The sequence below is a fragment of the Streptomyces sp. NPDC004111 genome (assembly GCF_042874215.1).
Lineage (GTDB): Bacteria > Actinomycetota > Actinomycetes > Streptomycetales > Streptomycetaceae > Streptomyces.
This window is the reverse complement of the sequence record NZ_JBIAMU010000023.1, coordinates 171,766-186,227: the sequence shown is the minus strand read 5'-3', so window position 1 is coordinate 186,227 and position 14,462 is coordinate 171,766. Positions and strand designations below refer to the sequence as shown.

The 14,462-nt window shown below is 73.5% G+C and carries 11 protein-coding genes; 2 read left to right on the top strand and 9 right to left on the bottom strand.

What is annotated here, in order from left to right:
* Positions 1–123 precede the first annotated feature (123 nt).
* The 7 genes from ACFYVL_RS36395 to ACFYVL_RS36365 form a co-directional block, all read right to left on the bottom strand.
* A complete protein-coding gene (locus ACFYVL_RS36395) occupies positions 124–414 on the bottom strand; it encodes an acyl carrier protein (RefSeq protein WP_389252751.1) in 291 nt (96 codons plus the stop codon).
* A 110-nt stretch (positions 415–524) separates the two neighbouring features.
* Complete coding sequence (locus ACFYVL_RS36390) at positions 525–2,216, bottom strand: acyl-CoA dehydrogenase (protein ID WP_389252749.1); 1,692 nt, start codon at positions 2,214–2,216, stop codon at positions 525–527.
* Positions 2,213–3,934, bottom strand: a complete 1,722-nt coding sequence (locus tag ACFYVL_RS36385) for an acyl-CoA dehydrogenase family protein (protein ID WP_389252747.1) — start codon at positions 3,932–3,934, stop codon at positions 2,213–2,215. The genes ACFYVL_RS36390 and ACFYVL_RS36385 overlap by 4 nt, the downstream gene beginning before the upstream one ends.
* Positions 3,931–5,709 carry a fatty acyl-AMP ligase gene (locus ACFYVL_RS36380; protein WP_389252745.1) on the bottom strand — a complete coding sequence of 593 codons (1,779 nt, stop codon included), beginning with the start codon at positions 5,707–5,709 and terminating at the stop codon, positions 3,931–3,933. The genes ACFYVL_RS36385 and ACFYVL_RS36380 overlap by 4 nt, the downstream gene beginning before the upstream one ends.
* A 103-nt stretch (positions 5,710–5,812) precedes the next feature.
* A complete protein-coding gene (locus ACFYVL_RS36375) occupies positions 5,813–6,595 on the bottom strand; it encodes a thioesterase II family protein (RefSeq protein WP_389252744.1) in 783 nt (260 codons plus the stop codon).
* Between the two features lie 491 nt (positions 6,596–7,086).
* On the bottom strand, positions 7,087–9,453 hold the full coding sequence (locus ACFYVL_RS36370) for an ABC transporter permease (protein ID WP_389252742.1): 2,367 nt from the start codon (positions 9,451–9,453) through the stop codon (positions 7,087–7,089).
* Positions 9,453–10,220, bottom strand: a complete 768-nt coding sequence (locus ACFYVL_RS36365; RefSeq protein WP_389252740.1) for an ABC transporter ATP-binding protein — start codon at positions 10,218–10,220, stop codon at positions 9,453–9,455. The genes ACFYVL_RS36370 and ACFYVL_RS36365 overlap by 1 nt, the downstream gene beginning before the upstream one ends.
* 109 nt (positions 10,221–10,329) lie before the next feature.
* Here ACFYVL_RS36365 and ACFYVL_RS36360 point away from each other — a divergent pair, with 109 nt between their 5' ends.
* Positions 10,330–11,550, top strand: coding sequence for a sensor histidine kinase (locus ACFYVL_RS36360; protein WP_389252738.1), 1,221 nt, complete (start codon positions 10,330–10,332; stop codon positions 11,548–11,550).
* Entirely contained in the window at positions 11,550–12,182 is a 633-nt protein-coding gene (locus ACFYVL_RS36355; protein ID WP_389252759.1) for a response regulator, read from the top strand. The genes ACFYVL_RS36360 and ACFYVL_RS36355 overlap by 1 nt, the downstream gene beginning before the upstream one ends.
* Positions 12,183–12,328: 146 nt before the next feature.
* Here ACFYVL_RS36355 and ACFYVL_RS36350 read toward each other — a convergent pair whose 3' ends face one another.
* Both ACFYVL_RS36350 and ACFYVL_RS36345 read right to left on the bottom strand, forming a co-directional pair.
* Positions 12,329–13,273, bottom strand: a complete 945-nt coding sequence (locus ACFYVL_RS36350; protein ID WP_389252736.1) for a TauD/TfdA family dioxygenase — start codon at positions 13,271–13,273, stop codon at positions 12,329–12,331.
* A gap of 74 nt (positions 13,274–13,347) precedes the next feature.
* Positions 13,348–14,388: a MupA/Atu3671 family FMN-dependent luciferase-like monooxygenase gene (locus tag ACFYVL_RS36345; protein WP_389252734.1), complete on the bottom strand. Its 1,041-nt coding sequence runs from the start codon at positions 14,386–14,388 to the stop codon at positions 13,348–13,350.
* Positions 14,389–14,462 lie beyond the last annotated feature (74 nt).

Genomic DNA, 14,462 nt, shown 5'->3' with positions numbered 1-14,462 from the left:
GGGGGGGGGGGGGGCGGCGCCCCCCCCCCCCCCCCCCCCCCCCCCCCCCCCCGCGGGGCCGGGGGGGGGGGGCGGGGGGGGGGGGGGGGGGGGGGGGGCCCCCCCCCCCCCCCCCCGGGACGGTCAGGCGGCCTGCGGGCGCCGCTCGCCCAGTTCGGCCGTGAGGTGCTTGGCCAGCTGGGCGACGGTCGGGTAGTCCCAGATCGCGGTCGGGTCCAGGGCGATGCCCAGCCGCTCCTCCACGTCGGCGGCGAAGGCCACCACCGCGATGGAGTCGAGGCCGTACTCGCCGAGCTCGCGGTCCGTGTCTATCGGTTCGGTCAGGTCGGGCAGGTACTCGCCGACCCGCTCGACGAGCCAGGCCTCCAGGCCGGCCGGGGTGGCGGTGTCGAGGTCGAAGGCGGGTGTGATCACGAGGGTCTCCTCGGTTCGTGGGAAGGGGCGGAGTGGGGAAAGGGCTTGTGGGGGGCGGAAGTCCGGGGCCGGGGCCTGCGGTCGGGTGCGGGGCGCGGCGGTGGGGCGGGTCATGCGTACGGCCTGGCGGTGAGGCCGAAGGAGGTGCGCCGGTCGTCGCGGTCCATGAGCTCCTCGACGAGTGCCCCCTCCACCTCCATGGGCAGGGCGACGGGGGCCGCCTGCTCGAAACCGGTGAGCCGGGTGAGCGCGGCGACGAGCCACTCGGGCCGGGAGAGGAAGTCCCCGGTGGGCGCGTGCCGGTACACCCCGAGGCACGCCGCCGCGGCGAGCGCCACCGTGTAGCGGGCGGCGAGGTCGCGGACGGACACGTCCGCGGAGATGGACAGGTCCCTCGGGCGCAGGGCGCCCGCGGCGTCCGCGAGGTCGCCCAGGCGCCGCACGTGTTCCGCGGCGAGCGCGCGCGCCGCCGGCGGCAGGTCCTGGTCGAGGGCCGTGCCGAGGGAGGCGGCGAGCCGGTCGCGTCCGCCGGAGACCAGGCGCAGCGCGGGCATGTCCAGCGCGGGCAGGATCGTCTCGGCGGTGAACAGTCCTGCCGGGGCGTCGGCCGGGTCGCGGTGGGCGCGGGCGGTCAGGGCGGGCAGTTGGGGAAGGAGGGCGGAGAGGCAGGCGGCGCGGGCGATGTGGCCGAAGCCGATCGGCTTGACGTCGCGCACGAGTTTCTGGAACACGGCGTGCTCGCCGTCGCGGCGGTAGAACTCCGCGCCCATCACCTGGGCGAGGCGTTCGGTGGCGTCCAGCAGCATTCCGGCGACCAGGTACTTCACCGCCGGTGCGTGCACGCTGCCGGACTCGGGGGTCAGGTGCAGTCCGCGGGAGGCGGCCCGGGAGAGGGCCTCGCAGATCAGCAGGTCGGTGAACGCCTCGGCCAGGGTGGTGCGCACCATCGGGACCGCCGCGGCCGTCCTGCCGTAGAGCCGTCGGCCGCGGGTGTGGTGCAGGGTGACGCGCAGGGCGGTGTCGAGCAGGCCGGTGCTCATGGCGGGCAGGGCGATGCGGGTCAGCTGGAAGGCGCGGGCGATGGTCTCCACGCCGGTGCCCGGGGCGCCGATCAGTGCGTCGTCGTCGACGTGCAGGCCGCGCACTTCCATGCCGCCCAGGCGCACTCCGCGCATGCCCACCGAGCGGAAGCGCGGCAGGAACCTGACATGCCCCGGGTCGAGCCGGTCGACGGGCAGGAAGATCTGGGAGCGGGCGCGGGGGCCGCCGCGCGGGTCGGTGCGGGCGAGGACGACCATGGCCTTGGCGCGGTCCAGGTTGGAGATGCTCTCCTTGCTGCCGTTGAGGACCATTCCGGAGCCGCTGGGGTGGCGGTCGGCGGCGAACTCGACGGCGCCGACGTCGTTGCCGTGGGCGAGTTCGTGGAACGCGCAGGCGATCTTGTTGCCGTTGAGGAGCAGTCCGGCCGCGGTGGCCTGCTGTTCGGGCGAGCCGGAGGTCCAGATGTTGACTCCGGCGAGGAGCTGGCCGGAGCAGTGGGCCAGGCCGAGAGCGGGGTCGCGGCGGTAGACCGAGCGCATCACCTCGATCATGTGGTCGGCGCGGGAGAACCGGCCGCCGAGCCGTTCGGGGACGACCTCGGCGAGGATGTTGAACTCGTCGAGGGCCGCTTCGGCCGCCCCCGCGTTCTCCTCGCGTTCGTCGGCGGCCACGGCCGCGGCGAATCCGGTGCCGCTGGTGGCCTCCCAGGGGTCGCCGAGGAGCTTCTCCAGGTGTGCGCTGCGGGACATCAGGTCGCTCATGCGGGCACCTCCACCCGGGTGTGGGCGTCGAGCACGGTCACCCGGGCGCCCGCTTCGCTCATCAGGATTCCGCCGAGCCGGTCGTACACGTCGCCCGCGGTCTCCTGCCGGTCGCCCAGGTGGTCCAGGGCCAGGGCGAGGCAGCCGCGCAGCCACAGCGCGTCCTGCCACCACACGCCGTCGTGGTGCTGGGGGCGGGCGCGGTGCAGGGCGAGTGCGGCGGCGCCCGCCCAGCACCACTCGTAGCGTTCGGCGAGCCGCATGACCGCGGTGCTGGGGGTGCCGCCGGTGGGGCGGACGTCCGCGAGGTCGGCGCCGAGGCGTTCGTACGCGGTGAGCAGGGCGCGGGCGAGCCGGACGGTCTCGGCCTGCGCCCCGGTGGTGGTGGCCGGGTGGGCGGGCTCGGCCGCCAGGCCGGCCACCAGCCGGGGCAGGGAGCCCAGTACGGAGTCGCGGGGGGCCATCAGGCGCAGCCGCTGCGCGTCCAGCGGGGTGCTCTCGTGGTCCTCGCGCAGCCAGTGGTCGGGCGGGTTGGGCGGCTCGGTGGCGGCGCGCGGGCCGCCGGGGCGCAGCAGGGGCAGGGCGGCGGCCAGGCCGGCCCGGTTGACCCAGGTGCTGCCGTCGAAGACGGGGACGACCTGGTGGTCGCGCTCCAGTTTGGCGAAGGGGCCGTAGCCCTCGACCTCGGTGAGGAAGCCGCGGGCGCCCAGCAGGTCGCCGATCAGGCGCAGTTGGCCCTGGACGATGCCGGGGACGCTCGCCTTGGCGACGGCGGAGACCAGGCTGAGTTCCTCCGGGATCTCGTGGGCGGCGCGGGCGGCGGTGTGCGCGAGGGCCTCGGCGAGGAACTGGCGGGCCACCGAGCGTCCGGCGACGTTGCGTGCGTGCGGCAGGTCGGCGAGCGGTTTGCCGTAGAGCTTGCGGGTGAACAGGAAGCGGCGGAGCAGGGTCAGGGCGTGGTCGCCGGCGCCCAGGGAGAGCGCGACGCAGGCGATGCGGGTGAGCTGGAGCGCCTTGAGGACGAGTTCGACGCCGCCGCCGACGGTGCCGACGAGGGCGTGGGCGGGGACCCGGGTGTCGTGGAATTCGAGGCCGCTGATGTCGGCGCCGCGGATGCCGTGGGTGGGCATCTTGGGCAGCGGGCGGACGGTGCCCTCGGGGGTGGCGCGCTTGTCGATGAGGAAGACGGTGAAGCCGCGGGCGCCGCCGGCCTCGTCGGTGCGGGCCAGGACGCACATGAAGCGGCCCCGGGTGGCGTTGTTCACCGGCCATTTGCGGCCGTTGAGGAGCCAGCCCGAGCCGTTGCGGGTGGCGGTGAGGGTGTTTGCGAGCAGGTCGCTGCCGTTGCCGGGTTCGGTGAGGCCCCAGGCGACGGGTTCGCCCGCCAGGACGTGCCGGGCGAGCATCTCGGCGGGCCCGTTGTCGGCGGCGGCCCACACGCAGGCGCCGCCGAGGAAGGTCTTGCCGTGGCCGACGGCCACCGTCATGTCGCGGGCGGCGAGCTTGCGCAGCAGGGCGTGGGTCTCCTCCAGCCTCTCCTGCCGGCCGCCGTAGCGCAGTGGTACGTAGTGCTCGGGCATGCCCCAGGTGTCGAGGGCGGCGCACGCCTCGGCGGGGAAGGTCTCCGTCTCGTCGTGGGCGGCCAGCAGGTCCGGGTCGAAGGGGCCGCCGGGCAGCGACCACCGGGTGAGGTGGGCGTCGAGGCCGGCCGCTCTCATCGGTCCGCCCTGGCGGCGGCGAGGGCGGGCTCGGCGGTGGCCGTGCGGTAGCCGTCGGACCACAGCGGTTCGAGTTCGCCGGCGGTGTAGAGGGCGCGCATGACGGAGCGCTGGATCTTGCCGCTGGTGGTGCGGCGGACGGCGCCGCGCCGCATCAGCATGACGGAGTCGGCGCGCAGGCCGAACTCGCGGGCGACGGTGTTGCGGATGCGGGCGGCAAGGCGGGCGAGTTCCTCGTCGGTGCCGCGGCGGCGGACCTCGTGCATGACCACGAGGTGCTCGCCCTCACCGTCGGGGGTGGGTACGGCGACGGCGGCGCCGAAGGTGTCGCTCAGCTCCTCGTGGTGCTGGCGCAGTTCGTGCTCGATGTCGTGCGGGTAGATGTTGCGGCCTCGGACGATCATCATTTCCTTGAGGCGTCCGGTGACGTACAGCTCGCCGCCGACGAGGGTGCCGAGGTCGCCGGTGCGCATCCAGCCGCCGCTGTCGCTGTCGTCGCCGGTGATGTGCTGGTCGAAGGTGGCCGCGGTGGCTTCCTCGTTGAGCCAGTAGCCGGCGACCACGGAGGGGCCGCGCAGCCAGATCTCGCCGACCGATCCGCTGGGCAGGGCGCGGCCGGTGGCCGGGTCGACGACGGCGGCGTCCAGGTCGCGGGGTTCGCCGCAGCTGACCAGGGCGCGGCCGGTGCCGTCGGCGGCGGGCACCACGCGGCCCTGTTCCAGTTCGGTGGCGTCGCAGTGCAGGACGACGGGGATGCGGCCGGAGGTGGTGGAGATGAGCAGGGTGGACTCGGCCATGCCGTAGCAGGGGGTGCACTGTTCGAGGACGAGGCCGGTGGGGGCGAAGCGCTCGGCGAAGGCCTCCACGACGCTCGCCTTGACGGGCTCGGAGCCGCTGATGGTCTGTTCCCAGCGGGAGAGGTCGAGGTTCTCGATGCCTTCGTCGGGGACGCGGGTGAGGCAGAGTTCGAACGCGAAGTTGGGTGCGGCGGACAGCCCGATGTCGAAGTGGTCGACCAGTTCCAGCCAGGCGCGGGGGCGGCGCAGGAAGGCGGTCGGTGTCATCAGGGCGATGCCGTGGCCGGTGAGCAGCGGGGTCAGGATGTGCCCCATGAGGCCCATGTCGTGGTAGTTGGGCAGCCAGCCGCCGTAGCGCTGGCCCTCGCGGACCGGGAGGTAGGTGTCGATGTTCCCGGCGTTGACGAGGAGGTTGCGGTGGGTGGTGATGCTGCCCTTGGGGTCGCTGGTGGAGCCGGAGGTGTACTGGAGCAGGGCCAGGTCGTCGGGGGCGGCCAGGTGCGGGGTGAAGGGCTCGGCGGGGGCGGCGGGGTCGGTGTCGGGGACGAGGACGGGGACGTCCAGGTTCTCGGTCCGCGCCCAGGTGCTGACCTCGGCGTACTCGTCGGGGGAGGTGAGCACGCAGCTGACGGCGGCGTCGCGGGCGATGCCGCGGACCCGGCGCTGGTCCTGCTGGTAGCGGCCGGGCATGGAGGAGGGCACCGGGACCAGGCCGGCGTAGAAGCAGCCGAGGAGGGAGACGACGAACTCGACGGAGTTGGGGTGCAGGAGCAGCACCCGGTCGCCGGTGCGGCAGGTCCGCAGCAGCTCCTGGGCGCAGACCCGGGCGGCCCGGTCCAGCTGTTCGTTGGTCGCCCACTGGGCGGTGGCGGGGTCGGAGGGGTCGGGGACGATCGCGAGGACCGGGTAGTCGCCGCGGGTGCGGGCGTTCTCGGTGAGGATCTCGACGACGTTCGTGGCGCCGGACAGGTCAGCCATGCTGCGCGTACTCCTGTGTCGTTGGTCGGGGGCGGGCCGAGGACGCCGGGCCGTGTCGCCGGGCCGGGCCCGGGGTGGCGGGCCGGTGGCCCGGCCCGGTGGGTCAGACCCGGTGGGTGACGTGGCGCCGGGTGGGGAGCCAGGGGGCGAGCACGTCGAGGACGGCCTGCTCGTCGGTGAGGTAGAAGTGGCCGCCGGTCAGGGCCCGGGTGCCGAAGGCGCCGTGGGTGCAGGCGCGCCAGCGGTGCAGGTCCTCGGGGCTGACGTCGGGGTCGGTGGTGCCGCCGAGGGCGAGCAGGGGGGCCGCGACGGGTACCGGGGTGTCCCTGCGGTAGCGGGCCACGACGCCGAAGTCGGCCCGGATGGGCGGCAGGACCAGGTCGAGGAGTTCGGGGGCGGCCAGCAGGTCGTCGAAGGAGTCGTTGAGGCTGCGCAGTTCCTCGATGAGTTCGGCGTCGTCGAGTTCGTGCCGGTCGTGCTTCTCCCGGTGGTGGGGGGCGCGCGAGCCGGAGACGGCGAGGAGGTCCACGACCTTGCCGTGGCGGCGTTCGAGTTCGAGGGTCGTCTCGTAGGCGACGATGGCGCCCATGCTGTGGCCGAACAGGGCCAGCGGTTCGCCGAGGAAGGGTTCCAGTGCGTCGGCGACGGGGCCGACCAGGTCGGCCATGCTGGTGGGGGCGGGTTCGCCGAGCCGGTCCTGGCGGCCGGGGTACTGCACGGCGTGCACCTCGACGTCGGACGGCAGGCCGGTGGGCCAGGTCCGGTAGGTGTGGGCGGTGCCTCCCGCGTGCGGGGCGCACACGAGCCGGCACCGGGGCCGGGACACCTGGTGGAACGGCCGGAGCCACCGTGACTGCGTGCGCAGGTCCGGAATCGTCACTGTCATCGCCTCCCATCGCGCTTGCGCCTTGCGCCGTCCAGCAGAGTCAGTGGCGCTATCCGCGGTCTATACGTGGTGGGGGTGGGGAGGGGTGTGTCCGGGTTTGCGGTGGGGCGGGGGCTTCGGGCGGGGGGGCGGGTGCGGCGCGGTGCGGTGCGGTGGGGCGGGGGCGAGGGTGCGACTCCGTCGGGGGCCGCCCCCTTGCCCGCCCGTTCCGCCCCCGGGGGCGCCCCCCCCGCCCCGGGGGGGGGGGGGGGGGGGGGGGCGGCCCCGCCCCCCCGGGGGGGGGGGGGGGGGGGGGGGGGGCCCCCGCCCCCGGGGGGGGGGGGGGGGGGGGGCCGGGGGGGCCGGGGGGGGGTTAGGGGGTGGTGCACGGGAGCGGCCCCGGGGGGATTCCCCGGGGCCGCTCTGGTGGTGTGGTGCCCGCTGTGTGTTCTCTGGGTTCTCGCCTCCTCTCCCCTCCGTACCGTGCGGGCAGGGTTCGCGTCGTGGTGTGCTCAGGCGGACTTCTTCAGCGTCTTGCCGGTGACCATCACCCCCGCCAGGACCGCCGCGAGGAGAGTGCCGATGACCGCCGTGGTGATGGCGCCGTTGTTCAGGTGGAGGCCGACGTCGGAGGAGGTGGCCTGGGAGAGGCCGGAGGCCATGCCCGCCAGCGGGGGCAGGGTGACCAGGATGCCGAGGCCGGCGCCGACGCCCACCAGGACCGCGGTCTCGCTGGCCGCCAGCTTGAGGAGCTGTCGGACGGTGCCGCCGGCGGACTTCATGACCGCGAAGTCGCGGCGCCGGCCGTGGGCCGCCATGGCCATGCTGTTGGCGACGGCGATCACGCTGTAGCCGACGGCGATGGCGATGAGCATGGCGGCCAGGCTGTCGGTGAGCTTGGCGTCGGTGTTGTAGTCGTCGAGGGCGTACTGCAGGGCGTCGTGGACGGCGGTGCCGGGGACCGCGGCGGAGGCCTTGTGGCCGGCGGGGACGAAGATGTCGTCGGTGAGGGCGGCCGGGTCGTGGGCCCGGACCAGGTCACGGGCGACCACGAAGTCGCCTCGGGCGGGGTCGTCGGCCAGGACCTTGCTGATCTTCAGGTTGACGGTGGTGCCGTCCGCGAAGCGGACCGGGGTGCTCTGGCCCTCCTTCAGGCCCAGGTCGGTGGCGGTGCGCCGGCCGAGGACGGCCTCGCCGGGCTTGTTCCACTTGGGGTCGCGGGTGCCGAGGACATCCAGGACGGTGCGCTTGTCGCCGATGAAGGCGCGGGTCGGGACGGAGGCCTTGCCGACCGGGTTGGCGGCGACGACCTCGTCGGTGTTTCCGGGGGTTCCGTCGGAGGTGACGATGGTCTGGCCGGCGACCTTGAGGGCTTCGCCCGCCGGGTAGGCGACGCGCATCGTCTCGACCGCTCCGCTGAGCAGGACGGCGAAGCCGACGGCGGCGATGACGGGGGCGACCAGGGAGGCGGCGCGGCGGGAGTTGGCGGTGAGTTCGGAGCGGATCAGGACCGAGCCGGCCTTGCCGCGCTTCTGGAAGGGGGCGGTGAGCAGCCGGCCGATGGGGCCGACGAGTGCGGGGGCCAGCAGGGCGGCGGCGACGATGAGCGTCATGGTGGCGAAGAGCGCCATGCTGATGCGGTTGTCGGCGCCGGTGGTGGCGGTGCCGATGGCCAGGACGGCGCCCAGGCCGAGGACGGAGAGTCCGGTGATCCAGCGGCCGCGGCCCATCGCGTTGTTGGCGGAGCGGCTGTCGAGCAGGGCCTCGATCGGGGCGACCTTGGCGGCCTTGCGGCCGGCGGCCCAGGCACCGATGACGCTGACGGAGATGCCGACCGCGGAGGCGGTGAGCAGCGGCCAGGCGGCGACGCTGATCTCCATGCCGGGCGGGGTGACGTCGAGGCCCTTGAGGATGTCGCGCAGCACCGGGGCCGCGGCGATGCCGGCCAGGCAGCCGACGAACGAGCCGAGCAGACCGACCACGGCGGCCTCGCCGAGGATCATGCGGCGGATCTGGCTGGGTGCGGCGCCGATGGTGCGCAGCAGGCCGATCTCCCGGCGGCGCATGCCGGTGGACAGGACCAGCATGGAGGCGACGACGAAGACGGTGGTGAACAGGCCGAGGGCGGCCATGGCGCCGATGAGCTGGACACCGAGGTTGCGCTTGTGCTCGACGTACTGGGGCTGGAGTTCGGAGCGGGCGTCGCCGGTGAGGACGGAGCCCGCGCCGATGACCTGCTGGGCGCCGGAGGCGATGGCGGAGGCGGAGGCGCCCTTGTCCGCGATGAGGGCGAGGGTGCTGACGCCGGGCTGCTGCTTGGCGGCGAACGCCTCGCTGAAGTAGTAGCCGGGGCCGTCGACGGTGCCGACGACGGTGAACGGCTTGCGGCCCTCGGTGATGTTGACGGTGAGGGTGCTGCCGACCGCCGCGCCCAGGGCGCGGTCGACGACGACCTCGTTGGCGGCGCCCGGCGCCCGGCCGGAGGTCAGCTTGTACGGGGCCATCAGCGCGCTGCCCCAGCCGTGGCCCGCTTCCGCGGCGCCCTCGTCGGTGACGGGCCTGTCGCCCTGGATGGCCTGGGCGTAGAAGGAGCGGTCGGCGACGACGGAGGCGACTCCGGGGACCGCGTCCAGCTTGGCCCGGATGGGTGCGGCCTCGGCCGGGCTCCACGGGATCCGGTCCTCGGGGCTGCCGTCCGTCTCCAGTGCCTGCTGCGGCAGGGCCAGGGCGGCGGCGTTGGTGTAGCGGCCCTGCACGGTGGGGCGGCTGGAGTCGTAGATGACGAGGGTGGTGGTGATCAGGGCCACGCCGACCATGACGGCGAGGAAGGCCCCGAGGAAGCTGGACCAGCGTTCGCGTACGTTCGCGATGATCAGCATCACGCCTCCAGCCGGGCCATGTGGGCGGCGATCGCCGCGGCGTTGTTGATGTTCGGGTCACGGTTGAGCGGGATGCGGTCGGCGATCCGGCCGTCCTTGATGAAGACGACGACGTCGGCCATGGAGGCGGCCACCGGGTCGTGGGTGACCATCAGTGTGGTCTGGCCCTCCTGGTCGACCAGCATCCGCATCATCCGCAGCACCTCCTTGGAGGTGACGGTGTCCAGGGCGCCGGTGGGCTCGTCCGCGAAGAGGACGTCGGGGCGGGTGACCAGGGCGCGGGCGAGGGCGACTCGCTGCTGCTGGCCGCCGGAGAGCTGGCTGGGGCGGTGGCCCGCCCGCTCGGCGAGACCGACCGAGGCGAGTGCGTCGGTGACGGCCTTCGGGTCGACCTTGCGGCCGGCGAAGCGGGAGGGGAGTTCGACGTTCTGGGCCGCGGTGAGCGACTCGACGAGGTTGAAGGCCTGGAAGACGAAGCCGATGTGCTTGCGGCGGAGCTCGGTGCGCTGCTTCTCGTTCTGCTTGCCGATGTCGACGCCCGCGAGGACGATCTGGCCTTCGGTGGGCTGCTCCAGTCCGGCCGCGCACTGCAGCAGGGTGGACTTCCCGGAGCCGGAGGGCCCCATGATCGCGGTGAAGGTGCCGCGGGGGAATCCGATGGAGATGCTGTCCAGTGCGGTGACCGCGTGGTCGCCGGTGCCGTGGACCTTGCGCACGCCGTGGAGTTCGACCGCGTCCTGTACGGAGGTTTGCGTCGTTGTCGTCATGCATTGATCTCACCGCACGAGGGGGGGTCGGGGCACTGATCCACCCTCTACTTCGCGGGTAGTGCCAGCACTACCTCTGTGGTCCGAACTGCCGGGCTACGGTGGCCACATGCGTCCCACAACGGCCTGGCAGGCCATGGCTCAGCGCCCCATGAGCTTCCTCAAGTCGAGCTGGCCCTGGCGGTCCCTCGCCTACTTGTCCAGCGGTGTCCTGGTCGGTACCGCGGCGTTGGTGATCTTCGCCGTCGGGCTGGCGGCCGGGCTCTCGCTGCTGGTGGTGCTGATAGGCATCGCCCCTCTGGTGGGGGTGGTGATGGCGTCCACGGTGGTGGCGCGGCTGGAGCGGTGGCGGCTGCGGCTGGTGGACCTGGACGGGCTGCCCGACCCGCACCGGCGGCCGAACGAGCCGGGCACCAAGGCGTGGGTGGCGACCCGGCTGAAGGAGCAGGTGACCTGGCGGGAGCTGGTGTTCACGCTGATCTCGTCGGCGGGGCTGTGGTGGGTGGACCTGATGGTGCTGCTCTTCTGCTTCGGGCTGCCGGCGGTCTTCCTCAGTTCGCTGGACAGCGAGACGTGGCCGTGGGCGATCTTCTCGGCGGCCCTGCTGCTGGCGTCGCCGTACACGGTGACCTCGTGGGCGGGTGCGCGGGCCGCGATGGCGCGGACCTTCCTGGCGCCGCGCGACCGGGAGCTCGGGGAGGAGCTGCGCGAGGTGCGTGCCTCGCAGGTGCGGCTGCTGGACGCCTTCGACGCGGAGCGGGTACGCATCGAGCGCGACCTGCACGACGGGGCGCAGCAGCGGCTGGTGTCCCTGGGGATGACGCTGGGGATGCTGCGTCTGGACACCCCGCCGGACTCTCCGCAGGCGGAGCTGCTCACCCAGGCGGAGTCCCAGCTCTCCAGCGCCCACCAGGAGTTGAGGGCCCTGATCCGTGGCCTGAATCCGCCGGTGCTGGCCGATCACGGGCTGGTCGCGGCGATCGAGGACTACGCCGCCCGGTTCCCGATTCCGGTCACGGTGGACCTGCGGCTGCCCGAGGGGCTGCCGAAGAAGGTCGAGACGACCATGTACTACCTCCTCAACGAGGCGATGACGAATATCGCCAAACACAGCGGGGCCGCCAAGGCGGAGGTGCGCGGTCGATACCATGCCGACCTGTTGATCTTCGACATCACGGACGACGGCCACGGCGGCGTGGACACGGAGGCGGGGACCGGGGTGACCGGGCTGGCCGACCGGGTCAGGGCGCTGGACGGCCGGATGCGGGTGTCGAGTCCGGTCGGTGGTCCCACCCTGTTGCATGTGGAGGTTCCGTGTCGCTACGCCTGATCGTGGCAGAGGACGCTGTGTTGTTGCGCGAAGGCCTGGTCGGGCTGTTGCAGCGGGTGGGGCACGAGGTGGTGGCGGCGGTCGGTGACGCCGACGCCCTGGTGGCGGCGGTGCGCTCGGAGCGTCCCGACCTGATCGTCACCGACGTGCGGATGCCGCCGACGCTGAGCGACGACGGGCTGAAGGCGGCCGTGCAGCTGCGGGAGGAGTTCCCGGGGCTGCCGGTGCTGGTGCTGAGCCAGTACGTGGAACGCTCCTACGCGCTGGGCCTGTTGGACTCCGGCGGCGGTGCGGGGGTCGGCTACCTGCTCAAGGAGCGGGTGGCGGCGGTGGCCGACTTCACGGCCGCCATCGACCGGATCGCGATCGGCGGGACGGTGGTGGACCCGGAGGTGATCCAGCAGCTCGTGAGGCTGCGGAAGGACCCGCTGGAGGGGCTGAGCCCGCGGGAGCGCGAGGTGCTCGGGCTGATCGCGCAGGGGCGTACGAATTCGGCCATCGCCGGGGAGCTGTTCATCAGTGACGCCGCCGTGAACAAGCACATCGGCAACATCTTCACCAAGCTGGACCTGCCGGTGGCCACCGAGGGGCACCGGCGGGTGCTGGCGGTGCTCGCGTTCCTGCGGGCCTGACGGGCCTGACGGGCCCGGCGTACGCGGCCGGGCGGTGTGCGGGGCCGGGGCGGGCCCTCGCGGCACGGGCGGGCGCCGGGAGCGACAAGGCCCCCGTCCTCCCTGGGGGGTGGGAGGACGGGGGCCCGCTCGGGGGTGGCGGCCGGTCAGTCGGACATGGCCACCAGGATGCGGCGGGAGCCCTCGAAGGGGCGGCGGCCGTGGCCGGTGAGCACGTTGTCGATCAGCAGGACGTCGCCGACGCGCCAGTCGACGTCCACCGCGAGCTCCAGGCCCCGGTCGCGGATCTGGGTGACGTACGCGTCGGGGATGGTGCTGCCGTCGGCGAAGGTGACGTACTGCGGGAACTCCTCGGGCGGCAGGATGTCGTAGAGCTCCTTGGAGGTCTCGTCGCCGAGGCCGGCCGGGTGCCACTGGTCGGCCTGGTTGAACCAGACCTCGGCGCCGGTCACCGGGTGCGTGGTGGTGGCGCGGCGGTGCTGGACGACCCGGATGCCGTCCGGGCCCCACTCCCACTCGGCCTCGGAGGCCGCCAGGAAGCGCTCCACCTCGGCCTTGTCGTCGGTCTCGAAGGTGTCCATCCAGCTCTTGCCCAGGCCGTACCCGTCGTGCAGGTTCTGCACGTAGCGGATGCCGTCGGCGAACGCCTCGCGGACCTCCGCGTCGAGGGACTCCAGCCACAGGGCACCGTCCACGACCGGGGTGGCACCGCCGGACTCGGCGGCCGTCTCGCAGTAGAAGGCGAGCCTGGCCGGCCAGCGGTGGGCGTAGTTCAGCTCGTTGTGCATCGAGATGGTGAAGCGCTGCGGGTACTCGGTGGAGGTGTAGAGGTTGCCGCGCACCCGGGTGCGCGGGGAGTTGCCGTGCACGTACGGCAGCCGGTTGGGCAGCAGTTGGTCGAGTACGGGCTCGATGGACGTGGGGGTGACGCCGAAGCCGCGGAAGACGAGCGCCTTGTGCTCGGTCAGCAGGTCGGTGAGCCCGTCCGCGCCCAGCTCGGTGAGGTGGTCGGCCAGGTCGCGGCCCTGGGCCTCGGCGCCGGTGATCTCGCGCGGGGACCAGGTCCGGTCCGCCCGCAGGGTCGTGCTCATGACGTCTCCTGTCTCGGTTGGCTGTGGCTTGTGTGTGGTGGGGTGCGTGGGTGTGCGGTGGGCGGCCGGGCGGCTCAGCGGGACACGATCTCGTTGAGCTTGCCGAGCTTCTCGATGCCGTCGAGCACGGCCTTGGACTCCACTCCGAAGTCGACCAGGCAGCCGATCTCGTCGACGCCCAGCGACCGCACGTGCGGCAGCAGTTCGGCGGCGCGCTCGACGCTGCCGAAGAGGCCGCCGGTCTCGAAGTAGCGGTCGAAGGCGCGGGCCGCGAGGTAGTCCATGTCCGCGGCGTTCATCTCCGAGAGGTCCGTCTCCTTGCCGGTGAAGGACTTCGCGGTGAGGTTGGCGGAGCTCTTGAGGTAGTTGGTGAAGGGTTCGCGGACCTGCTCGCGGACCTGCTCCAGGTCGTCGCCGAGCAGGGTGTGCAGCATCAGGACGACGTGGCCGCCCCAGCCGTCGTGCTCCTCGGCGGCCACCCGGCGGTACTCGGCGATCTTGCCGGCCACCTCCTCCAGGGACTGGCCCAGCAGGTGGGTGAGGATGCCGGCGCGCATCCGGGCCGCTGCCCGGAAGGTGTCCACGCCGCCGGCGGAGGTGAGCCAGATCGGCAGTTCGCTCTGGACGGCGGGCGGGTAGGCCCGGATCTCGACCGGCCGGCCCAGCCCGTCGGTGGTGGCCAGGGCCTCGCCGCGCCACAGCCTGCGCACCTCCTCCGCGGTGTCGCGGACCAGGGTGCGCCGCTCGGCGTGGTTCTCCGGGCGCAGGGCGAAGTCGACGGTGTTCCAGCCGGAGGCGAAGGCGACGCCGGCCCGGCCGCCGGAGAGGTTGTCCACCACCGACCACTCCTCGGCGATGCGCGCCGGGTGGTGGAGCGGGGCGACGACGCTGCCCGCGCGGATGCCGACCCGCTGGGTGGACATGGCCAGGGCGGCGCCGAGCACGGCCGGGTTGGGGTAGGCCCCGCCGAAGGGGTCGAAGTGGCGCTCCGGCGTCCATACGGCGGCGAGCCCCGCCCGGTCGGCGAGCTTCGCACCCTCGATGAGCAGTTCGTAGCGGCCGGCTTGGCCCGGCGCCGTGGAGTCGTGCGCGAAGTAGAAGAGGCTGAGGTCCATGGACGGTCCTTCGGGTGGTCCGGGTGGATGGGGTCCGGGCGGCTGAGGTCGGGCGGGCGTACGGCGAAGTCCGT